Consider the following 15,833-nt stretch of genomic DNA (forward strand, 5'->3'; position numbering starts at 1 on the left):
CCGGGCGGGGGGGGGGCCGGCATCGCGCCCCCGGCGGGGGGCCCGCCAAACCCCCCCCCCCGGGGGGCGGGGGCGCCCGGGCGCACCACGGGGGCCCCCCCCCGCCCCCCCCCCCCGGTCCGGTCGGCCGGGCCTGAACCCCGGCCGACCGGACCTGAACGTTCCTGCGGGGCCTGACGACCGCCGTCGGACCGCTCTCAGACCCCCGCCGCCTCCGCGTCCGGCCGGGCGGCCAGCGCGGCGGCCGCGGCGCCCACCAGACCCGCGTCCGTGCCCATCTGGGCCGGTACGACCGTCAGGCGCTGGACGAAGGAGAGGGTCGCGTAGTCGGTGAGCGCCTTGCGCAGGGGCGTGAAGAGGATGTCCCCCGCCTTCCCGACGCCACCGCCGATCACCGCGATGTCGATCTCGACCAGGGTCGCGGTGGCCGCGATCCCGGCCGCGAGCGCCTGCGCGGCCCGTTCGAAGGAGGCCACCGCGACCGGGTCGCCGGCCCGGGCGGCGGCGGCCACCGCCGCCGCCGAGGTGTCGCCGTCCGGGCCCGGCTGCCAGCCGCCCTCCAGCGCGCGCCGGGCGATGTTGGGGCCGCTCGCGATGCGCTCGACGCAGCCGCGCGACCCGCAGGGGCAGGGATCCCCGTCGAGGTCGACGCTGATGTGGCCGATGTGGCCGGCGTTGCCCGTCGGGCCGGGGTGCAGCCTGCCGCCGAGCACCAGGCCGCCGCCGACGCCCGTCGAGACCACCATGCACAGCGCGTTGTCGTGGCCGCGGGCGGCGCCCTGCCAGTGCTCGGCGGCCGTGATGGCGACGCCGTCGCCGATCAGCTCGACCGGCAGCCCGCCGGCGGCCGCCCGCACCCGCTCGACGAGCGGATACTCCCGCCAGCCGGGCACGTTGACCGGGCTCACGGTGCCGGCGGAGGCGTCCACCGGGCCCGCGCTGCCGATCCCGAGCGAACGGGCGCGCCCCCACAGCGGTGAACCGGCGAGTTCGCCGACCACCTCCTCGACGGCCCTCATGACCGTCTCGCCGTCCTGCTGGGCGGGCGTGGCGCGCTGGGCGCGCGCCTGGATCCGTCCGTGACCGTCCACCAGCGCGCCGGCGATCTTGGTGCCGCCGATGTCGAGGGCCGCCACGAGGTCGGTGTGCATCAGAGTCAGTTCTCCCCGTCAACCATGAGTAGCCGAGTGACACAACAGGCCGGTCAAGCGGTGGGGACGCAGGCCGGAGATTGCGGTGGACAGTCTCCCTTGCATCTGACAACGTTGTCCAGGCTCTATGCTCGACGCCACATCCTCATACAAACCCACGAGCCTGTGTATCCCTGATACAAACCCATGAGCCCAGACACAATTCCGTGAGCCCATGCATCCCGTGGACGACAGGACAGGACGCCGCATCGTGCCCGAGACCTCCCGCCGCGCAGACCGTCTCCCCGGCTCCCGTTACGGGACCCGGCCGACGATGAAGGACGTGGCGGCTCGGGCCGGTGTGGGCCTCAAGACGGTGTCCAGGGTGGTCAACGGCGAGCCCGGCGTGACGCCGGACACCGAGCGCCGGGTCCAGGAGGCGATCGACGCGCTGGGCTTCCGCCGCAACGACAGCGCGCGGGTGCTGCGCAAGGGCCGTACCGCGAGCATCGGCCTGGTCCTGGAGGACCTCGCCGACCCGTTCTACGGCCCGCTGAGCCGCGCGGTGGAGGAAGTGGCCCGCGCGCACGGGGCGTTGCTCATCAACGGCTCCAGCGCCGAGGACCCGGACCGGGAGCAGGAGCTGGCACTCGCGCTGTGCGCGCGGCGGGTGGACGGCCTGGTGGTGATCCCTGCCGGGGACGACCACCGCTATCTGGAGCCGGAGATCAGGGCGGGCGTGGCGACGGTGTTCGTGGACCGCCCGGCCGGGAAGATCGACGCCGACGTGGTGCTCTCCGACAGCTACGGCGGTGCCCGGGACGGGGTCGCCCACCTGATCGCACACGGCCACCGCCGGATCGGGTTCATCGGCGACATGCCCCACATCCACACCGCGGCCGAGCGGTTGCGCGGCTACCAGGCGGCGCTGGAGGACGCCGGGATAGCCGTCGAGGCCGCGTGGACCTCCCTCGGCGTGACGGACCCGGAGCGGGTGCGCCGGGCCGCCGAGGAGATGCTGTCGGGGCCGGAACCGATCACGGCCATCTTCGCGGGCAACAACCGTGTCACCGTCACCGTGATCCGCGTCCTCGCCGAGCAGGCCCGCCCGGTCGCGCTCGTCGGCTTCGACGACATCGAACTCGCCGAGCTGCTGCACCCGGGCCTCACGGTCGTCGCCCAGGACGCGGCCCTGCTCGGCCGCACGGCCGCCGAACGGCTCTTCCGCCAGCTGGACGGCACCCTCATGGCACCCGAGCGGATCGAGCTGCCCACCAGGCTGATCACGCGCGGCTCGGGCGAACTGCCCCCGGCGGACTGAGCCGGGCATGACGGACCGGACGCGCACGGGACCGTGCCGCCGCACCGCCGCCGGCCGGGAGTGCGCCGAGGCGCGCCGCGGGAGGACCGTCCGGACGCCCGGGGCGTCGGGCCGCCGGTCGACGGGGCGGATGCCGGCCGCGCCGAGCCGGACCACGGCCTGCCCCGCGCTCGCCGGATCGCGTCGCCCGTGACCGGCCGTACGCTGGCCGAGCTGGGCCTCGACAAGGCGCCGCGGGACCATCCGCTGACCTACCCCGGTGTCTGGCCCGCCGACTCCGGGCTGCTGGACGGCGACCGGCTGCTGCCGCTCGGGCGGCTGGTGCACGACGGGGACCGGGTGCCGGTGCTCGCGGTCGGCTCCAACGCCTCACCCGCCCAGCTCCAGCACAAGATGGCCGAGTCCGGTGTCACCGGAGCCATTCCCATGGTGCGCGCCCGGGTCCGCGGACTCGACGTCGGGGTATCGGCGCACGTCAGCCGCCTCGGCTATGTCTCGGCGTCCCCGATCGCCTCCCCTTCGGCGGTACGGGAGTTGTTCGTCCTCTGGCTGGACGGGCGGCAGCTGGAGGTGATCGACGCGAGCGAGGGCGTACCGCTGCCGAACGGGAACTTCGTGCGGGCCTGGCTGCCCGCCCCGGCCGTCCGCGCCACCCTCGCGGACGGCTCGACGCTTCCCGGCGTGCACGCGTACGTCAACCGGCACGGCGTGCTGCACGACGGCACCGGCGCGCCCCGCCGCCACCCCGGCGAGCGCGCCCTGCTCACCGAACTCCTCACGGGTTCCGCAGAGTTGAGAGAGCTGTTCGGAGGCACGCCCGAGCAGTTCTGTGCGCGGGCGCGGGCCGACGCGGCGCTGTGCGGGCAGGGCACCCGCTTGTTCGCGGAGCGGAAGTGGGCGGTCGCGTCGGGACTGGAGCGGTACGTCCGTGCTCAGCAGACGGGAAGTCCGGGCAGCGGCTCGTCGTTCGTGCCGCCCTTGATGTAGACGTCGCTGACGTACACGCCGGTGTTGCCCTTGTCGTCGTCGGTCTCGGCCCACCAGACGTTGGTCCACTGCCCGTGGGTCTCCCGGCGGCCCAGGTCGGCCTGGCAGTAGAACGAGTGGACGCCCGGGCGGACCTTGCCGACCTTGGTCCCGTCGGCGGTGTAGGACTTGGCGCCGCCGCTGCGCACCTGGCAGGTGTACGTGCCGTCCCCCGCGGGCGCGCAGACCGGGACGGGGGTGTCGGGGGCGGTGGCGGGAGCCGTCGCGGTGGCGGGGGCGGTGGCACCGGCGGTGCCGGATCCGCCGGAGGGGCTGGGGCCGGAGGACCGCGCCCCGGACGGTGTGGCGGAGGCGACGCCGTCCGCCGGTCCCGCCGGTGCGCCCCCGGCGGCGTGCGTGGCGCTGCCGGCCGGTACGGCGCCCGTCTCCGCGCCCTGCCCCACCGGATCGGCCCCGGCCGGGCGCCCGGCACCGGTGCCGCGGGCGCTCTTCGAGGCGCCGGGCGGCGTCGGGGCGGGCGGACCCGCGTCCGTCTTCGCCGTCTGTCCCCTGTCGTTCCGTAACGCGACGGTCAGTCCGGTCGCCGTGAGGACGACGGCGACGGCCATCACGACGAGCAACCGGGCGCGGCGGCGGGTGCGGCCCGGGCGGGCGGCGCCCAGCGGGCCGTCCGGGGCGCCGGGCAGGGGCGCGGGCGCTAATCTTCGGGCGCGCACCAGTTCGGCACTCCGGGTGCCGGCTCCGGTGGCGAGTCCGGCGGCGGGCACCGGGGCGAGCTGTCCGGCGTGCTCCGGGGCGGACCCCTCGGTGGGCTTCGGGCCCCGTTGCTCGCCGGCCCCGGCGCCGGCCTCCTCCCCGGTCCCCGGGACCGGCCCGTCCGCCGCCGGCAGCGGCACCGGCCCGGGCCCGGGCTCCGGCCGCTCGGGCTGGGGCTCCGGCTCCGGCTCCCTGAGGACCGTCGTCGGCGTGTCCGGGACCGGCTCCCGCGCGGCCGCCCGCAGCAGCGCGCAGGCCTCCTCGGCGTCCGGGCGGGCGTCGGGAAGCTTGTCCATCAGGCGCCGGAGCACCGGCGCGAGCGGGCCGGCCCTGCGGGGCTCCGGGAGGGGCTCGTCGACGATCGCCGTGAGCGTCGAGAAGGTGGACGTACGGCCGAACGGCGAGGTGCCCTCCACGGCCGCGTACAGGGCGGCGCCGAGGGCCCAGATGTCGGAGGCCGGGCCGGGGGCCGCGCCCTTGGCCCGCTCGGGCGCCAGGTAGTCGAGGGAACCGACGAGTTCGCCGCTGCCGGTCAGCTGGGTGGCGGAGCCGTCGCCTGGGTCCGCCATGGTGGCGATGCCGAAGTCGGTGAGGACGACCCGGCCCGAGCGGTCGAGGAGGATGTTGCCGGGCTTGACGTCGCGGTGCAGGACGCCGACCCGGTGGGCCGCGGCCAGGGCGTCCATGACCTCGGCGCCGACGCGGGCGGCCTCCTGTGCCCCGAGCGTGCCGCGCTCGCGCAGCAGGTCGTCCAGGGAGGGGCCGTCGACCAGTTCCATGACGATGAGCGGGCGGCCGTCGACCTCGGCTATGTCGTGCACGACGACCACCCCGGGGTGGCGCACCCGGGCGGCGGCCCGCGCCTCGCGTTGCATCCGCAGCCGCAGGTCGGCGAGTTCGGGTGCGGCGCTGTCGGTGTAGGCGCGCAGTTCCTTCACGGCGACCTCGCGGCCGAGGACCTCGTCGACGGCGCGCCACACCACACCCATACCACCGCGCCCGAGCCTGGCGACGACCCGGTACCGCCCTGCCAGCAGGCGACCGGTCCCGTCAGCCTGTCCGTACGAACCCGACACCGCAGCCCCGATCCTGAAGACACGTCCGTGAATGGCGCACCAGAGTACGGGGCAGTGACAGGGTCGGTTCAAGTCGGCTGGAAAAGCTGTGACTTGACCGGTACGCGCTACTTCCCGGAGGCCGTCAGGCCGCCGCGCCTGGGCACCGCGAAGCCCTCCAGGTCGGCCCGGGTCAGGCCGGTCAGCCGGGCCACCTCGCCGTTGTCGAGGGCGCCGCAGTCCAGGCCGCGCAGCAGGTAGCCGCTGAGGGCCTTGGCGGTGGCGGGCTCGTCCATGACGTCGCCGCCCGCGCGGTCGGCGTACCGGGCGAGCCGGGCGGCCGCCTGTTCCAGGCCCTCGCGGTAGAAGGCGAACACGGCGGCGTACCGCGTGGGGAGGTGGCCGGGGTGCATGTCCCAGCCCTGGTAGTAGGCGCGGGCCAGGGCGCGCCGGGTGAGGCCGTAGTGCAGCCGCCAGGCGTCGTGCACCCTGGCCGTCGGGCCGACCGGCAGGACGTTGGTGGAGCCGTCCGAGACGCGTACGCCCGTGCCGGCGGCGGCGACCTGCATGACCGCCTTGGCGTGGTCGGCGGCCGGGTGGTCGCTCGCCTGGTAGGCGGCGGAGACGCCGAGGCAGGCGCTGTAGTCGAAGGTGCCGTAGTGCAGGCCGGTGGCGCGGCCCTCGGCGGCCTGGATCATCCGGGCGACGGTGGCGGTGCCGTCGGCGGCGAGGACGGCCTGGCTGGTCTCGATCTGGATCTCGAACCCGATCCGGCCGGGCTCCAGTCCATGGACCTTCTCGAAGGCCTCCAGGAGCCGGGCCATCGCGGTGACCTGTTCGGGGTAGGTCACCTTGGGCAGGGTCAGCACGAGCCCGGCGGGCAGTCCTCCGGCCTCGATCAGCCCGGTGAGGAAGATGTCGAGGGTGCGGATGCCGCGGTCGCGCACCGGCGCCTCCATGCACTTCGTCCGGATGCCCATGTACGGCGCCGCGGTGCCCTCGGCGTACGCCTCGGCGATCAGCAGCGCGGCGCGGGCGGCGGCCTCGTCCTCCTCCGCGTCGGGGCGGGGGCCGTAGCCGTCCTCGAAGTCGACGCGCAGGTCTTCCACCGGCTCGCGCTCCAGTTTGGCGCGGACCCGGGAGTGGACGGGCTCGGCCAGCTCGTCGGGCAGGCCGAGGACGGCGGCGAAGGCGGCGGCGTCGGGTGCGTGTTCGTCGAGGGCGGCGAGGGCCCGGTCGCCCCAGGAGCGGATCGTGCCGGCCGTGAAGGCGTCGCCGGGGACGTACACGGTGTGGACGGGCTGCCGGGTTCCCGGATCACCCGGATAGCGGCGCTCCAGTTCGGCGTCGACGGGGGCGAGGGAGGCGCTGATCTCCTCGCTGACGGCGCCCGTGAGGCTCGTCGCCACCTTCTGCTGCCGACCCTGACCCATCCCGCACCCTCCTGTTTTCCACTGTACGGAATCAACAATCCGTTGAATGAAGGTATCCGGGCGTCGACGGGGCGGTCAACACCGTGTCCACGGGGCGACACGCCCCCATCTGGGCATGTTCACGCTCATCACACTCCGGGGTATCACACTGCTCAACGCCCGCCCGTCCGGCTTGTGCCCCCTTGAAGGAGCCGTCGTGCCGAACCAGCGCCGAGTCACCCGCCGGCTGGGACTGCAGGCCCTGTTGGCCGCAGCGGTCACCGTGCCCCTCTCCAGCGCCGCGATCCCCACCTCCGCCGCCTCCTCCGTCTCCGCCGCCGGATCCCGGGCCCGCCGGCTCGCGACCCGCGCGGTACCGGCGCGGCCGGCCCCCCGTCTCGACGTCATGACCTTCAACCTGCGCTACGCCGGCACCGCCGAGCCCAACAGCTGGGCCGACCGCCGCCCGGTGCTGGCCGAACTGCTGCGTCGCGCACAGCCCCAGGTCATCGGCACCCAGGAGGGCCTCTACCAGCAGCTGCGCGACATCGACAGCGACCTCGGACCGCACTACGACTGGGTCGGCACCGGCCGCGAGGGCGGCAGCCGGGACGAGTCGACCGCCGTCTACTACGACCTCCGGCGCCTGGCACCGGTGGAGCACTACACCTTCTGGCTCTCCGACACCCCGGAGGTCATCCGCTCCAACACCTGGGGCGCCGCGTTCCCCCGCATCGTCACCTGGGTCCGCTTCCGCGATCTGGCCGACGACGGGCGGGAGTTCTACGTCGCCAACACGCACTTCGACCAGAAGAGCCAGTACGCCCGCGAGCGCAGCGCCACGCTCCTGGTCAGGCGGATCGCGGAGTTCGACCGGAGGCTGCCCGTGGTGGTGACCGGCGACTTCAACGCCTACGCCCACCGGAACCGGGCCTACGACACCCTGGTGGACTCGGGGCTCGTCGACACCTGGGACGTGGCGGAGCACCGCGGCCCGCAGTACGCGACCTTCCACGGCTACCACCGCCTCAGGCCGGACGGCGACCGGATCGACTGGATCCTGACCTCGCCGGGCGTGACCACGCATCGGGCGACCATGGACACCTTCTCGATGCACGGCCAGTTCCCGAGCGACCACCTGCCCGTGCAGGTCTCACTGAGCCTGCGGTGACACGGCGAGGCCCCCGCGACCGGTGCCGGTCACGGGGGCCTCGCACCGCCCTGCGGCGGTGATCAGCCCTTGCGGGCCTTGACCTCGTCGGTCAGCTGCGGGACGACGTCGAAGAGGTCGCCGACCACGCCGAAGTCGACCAGCTCGAAGATCGGGGCCTCGGCGTCCTTGTTGACGGCCACGATGGTCTTCGAGGTCTGCATGCCCGCCCGGTGCTGGATCGCGCCGGAGATGCCGTTGGCGATGTACAGCTGCGGGGAGACGGACTTGCCGGTCTGGCCGACCTGGTTGGTGTGCGGGTACCAGCCGGCGTCGACGGCGGCACGCGAGGCGCCGACGGCCGCACCGAGGGAGTCGGCGAGGGCCTCGATGATCGCGAAGTTCTCGGCGCCGTTGACGCCGCGGCCGCCGGAGACCACGATCGCGGCCTCGGTCAGCTCCGGACGCCCGGTCGACTCGCGCGGGGTACGGCCGGTGACCTTGGTGCCGGTCGCCTGGTCCGAGAAGGTCACGCTCAGGGCCTCGACCGCACCGGCCGCCGGGGCCGCCTCGACGGCGGCGCTGTTCGGCTTGACCGTGATGACCGGGGTGCCCTTGGAGACACGGGACTTGGTGGTGAAGGACGCGGCGAACACCGACTGGGTGGCCACCGGGCCCTCGTCGCCGGCCTCCAGGTCGACGGCGTCGGTGATGATGCCGGAGCCGATGCGCAGCGCCAGGCGGGCGGCGATCTCCTTGCCCTCCGCGGAGGACGGGACCAGCACGGCGGCCGGGGAGACGGCCTCGACGGCGGCCTGGAGGGCGTCCACCTTCGGGACGACCAGGTAGTCGGCGTACTCGGACGCGTCGTCGGTGAGGACCTTGACCGCGCCGTGCTCGGCCAGCGCGGCGGCGGTGTCGGCGGCGCCGTTGCCCAGCGCGACGGCGACGGGCTCGCCGATCCGGCGGGCCAGGGTCAGCAGCTCCAGGGTGGGCTTGCGGACGGCACCGTCCACGTGGTCGACGTAGACGAGGACTTCAGCCATGGGAATGCTCTCCTGCTTGGATCAGTTGAGGGGCGGTCAGCGAGTGCGGGGCTCAGATGAACTTCTGGCCCGCGAGGAACTCGGCGAGCTGCTTGCCGCCCTCGCCCTCGTCCTTGACGATCGTGCCCGCCGTACGGGCCGGACGCGCGGTGGCGTCCTGGACCGCGGTCCAGGCACCCTCCAGGCCGACCTCCTCCGCCTCGAGGTCGAGGTCGGACAGGTCCCAGGACTGAACCGGCTTCTTCTTGGCGGCCATGATGCCCTTGAAGGACGGGTAACGCGCCTCACCCGACTGGTCGGTCACCGACACGACCGCCGGCAGGGAGGCCTCCAGCTGCTCGCTCGCGGCGTCGCCGTCACGGCGGCCCTTGACCGTGCCGCCCTCGACCGAGACCTCGGAGAGCAGGGTGACCTGCGGGACGCCGAGGCGCTCGGCGAGCAGCGCCGGCACGATACCGGCGGTGCCGTCGGTGGAGGCCATGCCGGAGACCACCAGGTCGAAGCCGGCCTTCTCGATCGCCTTGGCCAGCACCAGCGAGGTGCCGATGGCGTCGGTGCCGTGCAGGTCGTCGTCCTCGACGTGGATCGCCTTGTCCGCGCCCATCGACAGCGCCTTGCGCAGCGCGTCCTTGGCGTCCTCGGGGCCCACCGTCAGGACGGTGACCTCGACGTCGTCGTCCGAGTTCTCCGAGATCTGCAGCGCCTGCTCGACCGCGTACTCGTCCAGCTCGGAGAGGAGACCGTCCACGTCGTCACGGTCGACGGTCAGGTCATCGGCGAAGTGCCGGTCGCCAGTGGCGTCGGGCACGTACTTCACAGTGACAACGATCCTCAGGCTCACGCCGGCTCTCCTACTGCATCGTCTTTTCTGGGCTGCCTCTTGCAGGCAGCATAGGCGCCTCAAGCGGCTCATCCCGGTCGGGGCGGCCGCGCGCTCCGAACGAAATATTACTCACCAGTACACCCAGTTCGTTCCCGCTAAGCAAGCGCTTTGAACTGTGACCTTCGCAACGCAGCGTAACCGGAACTCGACGCGCTCGCAGAGCGAGCGGCGTGTGATCCGCGGAACCAGGGGCGTGTGATCAGTCCCGCAGTCCGTTGAAGGCGCCCTGGTGGTACAGGAGCGGCCGGCCGGCCCGGGAGGGATCACCGACGAGCACCTCGGCCAGCACGATCCGGTGGTCACCGGCAGGCACCCGCGCCACGACCCGGCACACCAGCCACACCAGCACGTCGTCGAGCACCGGGACGCCCTCGTGGCCGTCGCGCCAGCCGGTGGGCGCCCCGAACCGGTCCGCGCCGCTGCGCGCGAAGGTGGCCGCGAGCTCCGCCTGGTGCTCGCCGAGGATGTGGACGCCGATGTGCTCGGCGGTGGATATCGCGGGCCAGCTGGAGGCACCCGCGCCGACACCGAAGGAGAGCATCGGGGGCTCGGCGGAGACGGAGGTGAGGGAGGTGGCGGTGAAGCCGACCGGGCCGTGGGCGCCGCGCGCGGTGATCACCGCCACACCGGCCGCGTGCCGCCGGAAGGCGGAGCGGAGCAGGTCGGGAGAGGCGAGCCGAGGAGCGCCGAGGTCGGGCGTGGCCGTCATGGAGTTGTCCTTCTGCGGGAGGCGGTCGTCGGGTCCGGGGCTGCTCAACAACCCGGACAGCGCGCGCTCGCGGTGCGGGCCAGGTCCACGTGGACCCGTCCGAAGAGAAGGAGTTCCTGAGGCATACAGTCAGGCTGACGATAGGTGGTGCGCCCAGTCAAGTACGTTCCGGGATATGGGAGGTGCCTCACCGTCATCGTCATGGCCGTCAGACCGCCTCGCCCAGGGCCGCGATGACGTCGGCCCTGCGGGGCTGCCCGGTGGCCCGGCGCACCACCCGGCCGGTCGCGTCGAGCACCAGCACGGTGGGGGTCTTGAGGATCTCCAGCTCGCGTACGAGGTCCAGATGGGCCTCGGCGTCGATCTCGACGTGGGTGACGCCGGGGACCATCCCGGCGACCTCGTCCAGCACCCGCCGGGTGGCCCGGCAGGGGGCGCAGAAGGCGCTGGAGAACTGCACCAGTGTGGCCCGTTCGCCCAGTTCGCCGCCGAGTTCGGCCGCCCCGAGCCGCTTGCCGTCGTCGCGCCCGCGCACCCTCACCCTCCCGCTCCGCCGCCTGTGCAGCACTCCGTAGAAGCTCGCCGCCGCGAGCACCGCCACGCACACCACCAGTCCGGTCGTCACCGGACAAGGATCCACGAGACGGCTCACCGCGGGGAAAAGCGTTCACGAGACTGCAAAGATTCCCGGCTCCCCTACCGGCCCGCGGGGCGGAATCCTTGGCTCATGGACATCGACGCACGTGGGCCGCGGTTCGCGGCGACCGTGACGACGGTCGTACTGGCCGCCGCACTCATCACCAGGAGCCCCTGGATCCTCGCCTGGCAGACGCTGGCGTTCGCGCTCGGCGCGGCCGGGGGCGTGGGCAGATCACCGTACGGCTGGGCGTTCCGGACACTCGTACGACCGCGCCTCGGCGCCCCGACGGAGTTCGAACCGCCGGAGCCGCCGCGGTTCGCGCAGGCGGTCGGACTGGTCTTCGCGGGGCTCGGTCTGGTCGGATTCGCGCTGGGGCCCGCGTGGTTGGGCCTCGCGGCGACCGGGCTCGCACTCGCCGCGGCCTTCCTCAATGCGGCGTTCGGGTACTGCCTGGGATGCGAGATGTTCCTGCTCATACGGCGGTTGACGGCCCGCCCGGAGTAAAGACGGGTTAAAACCACGAGGTGGATCAAGGGGCCCAACGTGACGAGGATCTCGCCACGCCCGGGCACCAGGGCTGGCTACCCGTCCGTTCTTCGGGCACGATCTGCGAGACGCCGTAAACCTACGGCTCCGTAACTTCCCGCCGGGAGCCCCTTCCCCAGGCAGAGCAGAGAGGGTCCGCCCCGCCCATGCCAGAGCTGGTCTACCGTCCCGTCATCGGTTTCGCCAAGACGCTGTTCAAGGTCTGGGACCTCAGGATCGACTGCCAGGGCTCGGAGAACATCCCCCGCTCGGGCGGCGCCGTACTGGTGAGCAATCACATCAGCTACCTGGACTTCGTCTTCGACGGCCTGGCGGCGCTGCCGCAGAAGCGTCTGGTGCGGTTCATGGCGAAGGAGTCGGTGTTCCGGCACCGGATCTCCGGCCCCCTGATGCGCGGCATGAAGCACATCCCGGTGGACCGCAAGCAGGGCGAGGCCGCCTACCAGCACGCGCTGGACTCGCTGAAGTCCGGTGAGATCGTGGGCGTCTTCCCCGAGGCCACGATCTCCCAGTCCTTCACCCTGAAGAGTTTCAAGTCGGGTGCCGCGCGCCTCGCGCAGGAGGCCGGCGTCCCGCTCGTACCGATGGCCCTGTGGGGCACCCAGCGCATCTGGACCAAGGGCCAGGCGCGCAACTTCAAGCGGAACCACCTGCCCATCACCATCCGGGTCGGTGAGCCGGTCGACGCGCCGCGGGACCAGTACGCGGGCGCCATCACCCGCCGGCTGCGCGAGCGTGTCCAGGAGCTCCTCGACGCCGCCCAGCGCGCCTACCCCGCCCGCCCGAAGGACGCTTCGGACACCTGGTGGCTCCCGGCCCACCTGGGCGGCACGGCCCCCACGCTCGACCAGCTGAAGGCCGCCGAGGCGGTCTGAGCCTCAGCCCGCTCCGAGCCTCAGCCCGCCGGCTCGGGCGCGCGCACCTCGATACGGGCGCCCGGACTGAACTTCTCCAGCAGTTCGGCGAGTTCGGCGCCCGCCGCCACCACGTCCGGCACCGGGGCGAGGCCCTCCAGCAGGAAGACGGCCGACGCGGTCCGCTCCGTGAGGCGGGTGCGCGGGCCCTGGCGCCAGTTCCAGCGGCGGCAGGTGACCCCGGCGTCGTCGCACCACACGACCTCGCCGGCATCGGGGTGCTCGACGGTCTCCTCGCCCCCGGCCACGGTGACGAAGTCCTCCTCGCCGGTGGCGCGTACCAGGCGCATCCCGCCCTGGATCAGGTCGAGATCCTCGCCGCCGACCGGGATCAGGTGGGCGACGCTGACGGCGTTGTAGAGGTCCACGAGCAGGTTGATCCGGGGCAGGCCGCCGTCCGCGAGGGCCCGCTTCGCCAGCGCCTCGGCCGAGTTACGGGTGCGGGACGGCTTGGAGCCGAAGGCCGTGTAGGCGGCCCGCCAGGCCACCATGTGCGGGTCCTCGTGCGGGGCGCGGCCGTCGAGGCGTGCCGCCAGCCGGCCGGCCGCGTCGTCGAGGAGCGCCGAACTCGCCTCCGTGCTGGGCCCGTTGAGCAGGCCGTGGGCCTCGATGACGAGGTGCGTGAAGCCGGGCGCGAGAGCGCGCACCTCGTCGGACACGGTGAGCGTGAGAGTCATGGACCTTGCCTCAGAGTGCGGTGGGGAGCGTCTTCCAGAGGTACGGGCGGTCGGGCGCCGCTTCGAGCGCGCCGAGCACGGCCGGATGAGGTTCAGCGTACAGGACCGGATAGTCCACCTCATTGGACTGCGGGTCGGGGACCCAGGCCAGCCGTTCGCCGTCCAGGGAGAACCGCGCGTCCACCCCCGGCTTGTTGCCGCGGGGGTCCTGCCGGTGCCAGGCGCCGTGGAAGCGGACGGCGACCAGACCGTGCACGACGTGGCCTCCGCCGTCGTCGTGCGTCAGGCGCTGATAGCACAGGGCCGTGGGGATGTCCTCGGCGCGCAGCAGGGCGGCCAGGGCATGGGCCTTGGCGTGGCAGATGCCGGTGCGCCGCTCCAGCACGTCCGAGGCCCGCCAGGTCACGCGCAGGTCGCCGGAGTCCTGGGAGTGCGGGATGGCGTCGCGCACGAATTCGTAGGCGGCGCGTGCATAGCCATACGAGTCGTCGACTCCCGCAGCCAGCCGGGCAGCCGTCTCCCGGACCAGGGGATGGCGATGGTCGATGACCTCGTCAGCGGCCAAATAGGCAGACAGGTCGGTGGTGTTCTGGATCAGCTCCATGCCCGCAGAGCATAGGAATGCAGCCACCCGAGAGTCAATGACATTTCATTGGATCGCATACCTATGCAACATTGGTTCTGCGGCGCCCCGAAGGGGGCGCGGGGAACGGCGCGATCAGCCACGACGCCGCCGCGGCCGAAAGATCACGGCACTCCCCGCCGGGCCCTCAGCGCGCCATCTCCTCCTTGAGCGCGGCCACGAACGCGTCCACGTCCTCCTCGGTGGTGTCGAAGGCGCACATCCAGCGCACGTCCCCGGCCGCCTCGTCCCAGAAGTAGAACCGGAAACGCTTCTGCAGGCGCAGGCTCACGTCGTGCGGGAGCCGTGCGAAGACGCCGTTGGCCTGCACCGGATGCAGGATCTCGACGCCGTGCACGGCCCGCACCCCCTCGGCGAGCCGCTGGGCCATCCCGTTGGCGTGCCGGGCGTTGCGCAGCCACAGGTCCTTGGCGAGCAGGGCCTCCAGCTGGACCGACACGAAGCGCATCTTGGACGCGAGCTGCATGGACAGCTTGCGCAGGTGCTTCATGTGGCTGACGGCGTCCTGGTTGATCACCACGACCGCCTCGCCGAAGACCGCGCCGTTCTTGGTGCCGCCCAGCGAGAGGATGTCGACGCCGACGGCGTTGGTGAACGTGCGCATCGGCACGTCCAGGGAGGCCGCCGCGTTGGCTATCCGGGAGCCGTCCAGATGCACCTTCATGCCGTGCGCGTGGGCGTGCTCGCAGATCGCGCGGATCTCGTCCGGCGTGTACAGGGTGCCCAGCTCGGTGCTCTGGGTGATGGACACCACCTGGGGCATGGCGCGGTGCTCGTCGTCCCAGCCGTACGCCTGCCGGTCGATCAGGTCCGGGGTGAGCTTGCCGTCGGGGGTGGGCACGGTGAGCAGCTTGAGGCCGCCCATGCGCTCGGGGGCGCCGCCCTCGTCGACGTTGATGTGCGCGCTCTCGGCGCAGATCACCGCGCCCCAGCGGTCGGTGACCGCCTGGAGCGCGACGACGTTGGCGCCGGTGCCGTTGAAGACCGGGAAGGCCTCCGCGGTGGCCCCGAAGTGGCTGCGGACGATGCGCTGGAGGTTCTCGGTGTACTCGTCCTCGCCGTACGCCACCTGGTGGCCGCCGTTGGCGAGGGCCAGGGCGGCCAGCACCTCGGGGTGGGCTCCGGCGTAGTTGTCACTGGCGAAACCGCGGACCTGCGGGTCGTGGTGGCGACGGGCGTCGGTCCTGGGAGGGTTCACGGCTTCTCGGTCAGCCACAGACGGTTTCCGTTCACTTCGGCGGCGGACTTGCTCCAGACGCCCTCGACGGCCTCGGCGAGGTCCTTGACGTCCGTGAAGCCCGCGAACTTCGCGTTGGGCCGCTCCGCGCGCATCGCGTCGTGCACCAACGCCTTCACCACCAGGATGGCAGCAGCGGAGCGGGGGCCCGCCTCGCCCCCGGCCTTGCGGAAGCCGTCGGCCATGGCGAGCGTCCAGGCCTCGGCGGCCGCCTTGGCTGCCGAGTAGGCGGCGTTGCCGGCGGTGGGCCTGGCCGCGCCGGAGGCGCTGATCAGCACGTACCGGCCGCGCTCGCTGCGCTGCAGGCCCTCGTAGAAGGCCAGGGAGGTGTGCTGGACGGTGCGGATCAGCAGCTTCTCCAGCAGGTCCCAGTCGGCGAGGTCGGTCTCGGCGAAGGTGGCGCTGCCGCGCCAGCCGCCGACCAGGTGGACCAGGCCGTCGATCCGGTCGTGGTCCTTCTCGATGCGGTCGGCCCAGGCCCGGGTCGAGTCCAGGTCGAGCAGGTCGACCGTCTCGCCGGTGACCACGGCACCGCCCCCCGCGTACCTGGCCGCGTCCACGGCCTCCGCCAGACGCTCGGGACTGTTGTCGGCGCCGACGACGGTCGCGCCCGCCTCCGCCAGCCTGACCAGCGTCGCGTGCCCGGCGGGTCCGCCCGCCCCGGCCACCGCGATCACAGCACCACTGAGAGACCCGTTGCCCGCCATGTGCTTCCCCTCTTGAGCAG

General features: G+C 73.0%; 16 protein-coding genes. 5 read left to right on the forward strand and 11 right to left on the reverse strand.

Features of this window, described 5'->3' with window-relative positions; all coding sequences use genetic code 11:
- Positions 1–197: 197 nt before the first annotated feature.
- Positions 198–1,151 carry an ROK family protein gene (locus tag AB0472_RS30870; RefSeq protein WP_366361194.1) on the reverse strand — a complete coding sequence of 318 codons (954 nt, stop codon included), beginning with the start codon at positions 1,149–1,151 and terminating at the stop codon, positions 198–200.
- A 214-nt stretch (positions 1,152–1,365) separates the two neighbouring features.
- Between AB0472_RS30870 and AB0472_RS30875 the strand changes: the two genes are divergently transcribed.
- Together AB0472_RS30875 and AB0472_RS30880 are read left to right on the forward strand one after the other, a co-directional pair.
- Positions 1,366–2,451, forward strand: a complete 1,086-nt coding sequence (locus AB0472_RS30875) for a LacI family DNA-binding transcriptional regulator (RefSeq protein ID WP_366361196.1) — start codon at positions 1,366–1,368, stop codon at positions 2,449–2,451.
- Between the two features lie 189 nt (positions 2,452–2,640).
- The gene (locus AB0472_RS30880) at positions 2,641–3,438 is read left to right on the forward strand and encodes a hypothetical protein (protein ID WP_366361197.1); all 798 of its coding nucleotides are present in this window, start codon (positions 2,641–2,643) and stop codon (positions 3,436–3,438) included.
- Here AB0472_RS30880 and AB0472_RS30885 read toward each other — a convergent pair.
- Positions 3,384–5,270 (reverse strand): serine/threonine-protein kinase, encoded by a 1,887-nt coding sequence (locus AB0472_RS30885; protein WP_366361199.1) that lies wholly within the window; start codon positions 5,268–5,270, stop codon positions 3,384–3,386. The two genes, AB0472_RS30880 and AB0472_RS30885, sit on opposite strands and share 55 nt — an antisense overlap.
- A 107-nt stretch (positions 5,271–5,377) precedes the next feature.
- On the reverse strand, positions 5,378–6,682 hold the full coding sequence (locus AB0472_RS30890) for an aldolase/citrate lyase family protein (protein WP_366361201.1): 1,305 nt from the start codon (positions 6,680–6,682) through the stop codon (positions 5,378–5,380).
- A gap of 196 nt (positions 6,683–6,878) precedes the next feature.
- Between AB0472_RS30890 and AB0472_RS30895 the strand changes: the two genes are divergently transcribed.
- Positions 6,879–7,832, forward strand: a complete 954-nt coding sequence (locus AB0472_RS30895; protein WP_366361203.1) for an endonuclease/exonuclease/phosphatase family protein — start codon at positions 6,879–6,881, stop codon at positions 7,830–7,832.
- 62 nt (positions 7,833–7,894) lie between these two features.
- Here AB0472_RS30895 and AB0472_RS30900 read toward each other — a convergent pair whose 3' ends face one another.
- The 4 genes from AB0472_RS30900 to AB0472_RS30915 form a co-directional block, all read right to left on the reverse strand.
- On the reverse strand, positions 7,895–8,857 hold the full coding sequence (locus AB0472_RS30900; protein WP_366361205.1) for an electron transfer flavoprotein subunit alpha/FixB family protein: 963 nt from the start codon (positions 8,855–8,857) through the stop codon (positions 7,895–7,897).
- A 52-nt stretch (positions 8,858–8,909) separates the two neighbouring features.
- Positions 8,910–9,698: an electron transfer flavoprotein subunit beta/FixA family protein gene (locus AB0472_RS30905; RefSeq protein WP_366361206.1), complete on the reverse strand. Its 789-nt coding sequence runs from the start codon at positions 9,696–9,698 to the stop codon at positions 8,910–8,912.
- A gap of 241 nt (positions 9,699–9,939) precedes the next feature.
- The gene (locus AB0472_RS30910) at positions 9,940–10,449 is read right to left on the reverse strand and encodes a flavin reductase family protein (RefSeq protein ID WP_366361208.1); all 510 of its coding nucleotides are present in this window, start codon (positions 10,447–10,449) and stop codon (positions 9,940–9,942) included.
- A 208-nt stretch (positions 10,450–10,657) separates the two neighbouring features.
- Positions 10,658–11,074, reverse strand: a complete 417-nt coding sequence (locus tag AB0472_RS30915) for a thioredoxin family protein (RefSeq protein ID WP_366361210.1) — start codon at positions 11,072–11,074, stop codon at positions 10,658–10,660.
- 102 nt (positions 11,075–11,176) lie between these two features.
- On the opposite strand from AB0472_RS30915, the gene AB0472_RS30920 reads away from it, so the two are divergent.
- Both AB0472_RS30920 and AB0472_RS30925 read left to right on the forward strand, forming a co-directional pair.
- Complete coding sequence (locus tag AB0472_RS30920) at positions 11,177–11,593, forward strand: DUF4395 domain-containing protein (RefSeq protein WP_366361212.1); 417 nt, start codon at positions 11,177–11,179, stop codon at positions 11,591–11,593.
- A gap of 188 nt (positions 11,594–11,781) precedes the next feature.
- Positions 11,782–12,510: a lysophospholipid acyltransferase family protein gene (locus AB0472_RS30925; protein ID WP_366361214.1), complete on the forward strand. Its 729-nt coding sequence runs from the start codon at positions 11,782–11,784 to the stop codon at positions 12,508–12,510.
- 20 nt (positions 12,511–12,530) lie between these two features.
- On the opposite strand, the gene AB0472_RS30930 is transcribed toward AB0472_RS30925, so the two are convergent.
- The 4 genes from AB0472_RS30930 to AB0472_RS30945 all read right to left on the reverse strand — a co-directional run bounded on the left by AB0472_RS30930 (position 12,531) and on the right by AB0472_RS30945 (position 15,813).
- Positions 12,531–13,226, reverse strand: a complete 696-nt coding sequence (locus tag AB0472_RS30930; RefSeq protein ID WP_366361216.1) for a phenylalanine--tRNA ligase beta subunit-related protein — start codon at positions 13,224–13,226, stop codon at positions 12,531–12,533.
- A gap of 10 nt (positions 13,227–13,236) precedes the next feature.
- The gene (locus AB0472_RS30935) at positions 13,237–13,830 is read right to left on the reverse strand and encodes a transglutaminase family protein (RefSeq protein ID WP_366361217.1); all 594 of its coding nucleotides are present in this window, start codon (positions 13,828–13,830) and stop codon (positions 13,237–13,239) included.
- Between the two features lie 166 nt (positions 13,831–13,996).
- Positions 13,997–15,067 carry a low specificity L-threonine aldolase gene (locus AB0472_RS30940; RefSeq protein WP_366361219.1) on the reverse strand — a complete coding sequence of 357 codons (1,071 nt, stop codon included), beginning with the start codon at positions 15,065–15,067 and terminating at the stop codon, positions 13,997–13,999.
- Positions 15,064–15,813, reverse strand: a complete 750-nt coding sequence (locus AB0472_RS30945) for an SDR family oxidoreductase (RefSeq protein WP_366361221.1) — start codon at positions 15,811–15,813, stop codon at positions 15,064–15,066. Before AB0472_RS30945 ends, AB0472_RS30940 begins: the two co-directional genes overlap by 4 nt.
- Positions 15,814–15,833 lie beyond the last annotated feature (20 nt).

It is taken from the genome of Streptomyces sp. NPDC086777, from assembly GCF_040702065.1.
GTDB lineage: Bacteria > Actinomycetota > Actinomycetes > Streptomycetales > Streptomycetaceae > Streptomyces.

Bases quoted from the DNA above. Each gene is read 5' to 3' on its own strand.
- AB0472_RS30920 (WP_366361212.1), top strand. From the start codon at position 11,177: ATGGACATCGACGCACGTGGGCCGCGGTTCGCGGCGACCGTGACGACG.
- AB0472_RS30925 (WP_366361214.1), top strand. From the start codon at position 11,782: ATGCCAGAGCTGGTCTACCGTCCCGTCATCGGTTTCGCCAAGACGCTG.
- AB0472_RS30935 (WP_366361217.1), bottom strand. From the start codon at position 13,830: ATGGAGCTGATCCAGAACACCACCGACCTGTCTGCCTATTTGGCCGCT.
- AB0472_RS30900 (WP_366361205.1), bottom strand. From the start codon at position 8,857: ATGGCTGAAGTCCTCGTCTACGTCGACCACGTGGACGGTGCCGTCCGC.
- AB0472_RS30890 (WP_366361201.1), bottom strand. From the start codon at position 6,682: ATGGGTCAGGGTCGGCAGCAGAAGGTGGCGACGAGCCTCACGGGCGCC.
- AB0472_RS30945 (WP_366361221.1), bottom strand. From the start codon at position 15,813: ATGGCGGGCAACGGGTCTCTCAGTGGTGCTGTGATCGCGGTGGCCGGG.
- AB0472_RS30910 (WP_366361208.1), bottom strand. From the start codon at position 10,449: ATGACGGCCACGCCCGACCTCGGCGCTCCTCGGCTCGCCTCTCCCGAC.
- AB0472_RS30930 (WP_366361216.1), bottom strand. From the start codon at position 13,226: ATGACTCTCACGCTCACCGTGTCCGACGAGGTGCGCGCTCTCGCGCCC.
- AB0472_RS30875 (WP_366361196.1), top strand. From the start codon at position 1,366: ATGCATCCCGTGGACGACAGGACAGGACGCCGCATCGTGCCCGAGACC.
- AB0472_RS30870 (WP_366361194.1), bottom strand. From the start codon at position 1,151: ATGCACACCGACCTCGTGGCGGCCCTCGACATCGGCGGCACCAAGATC.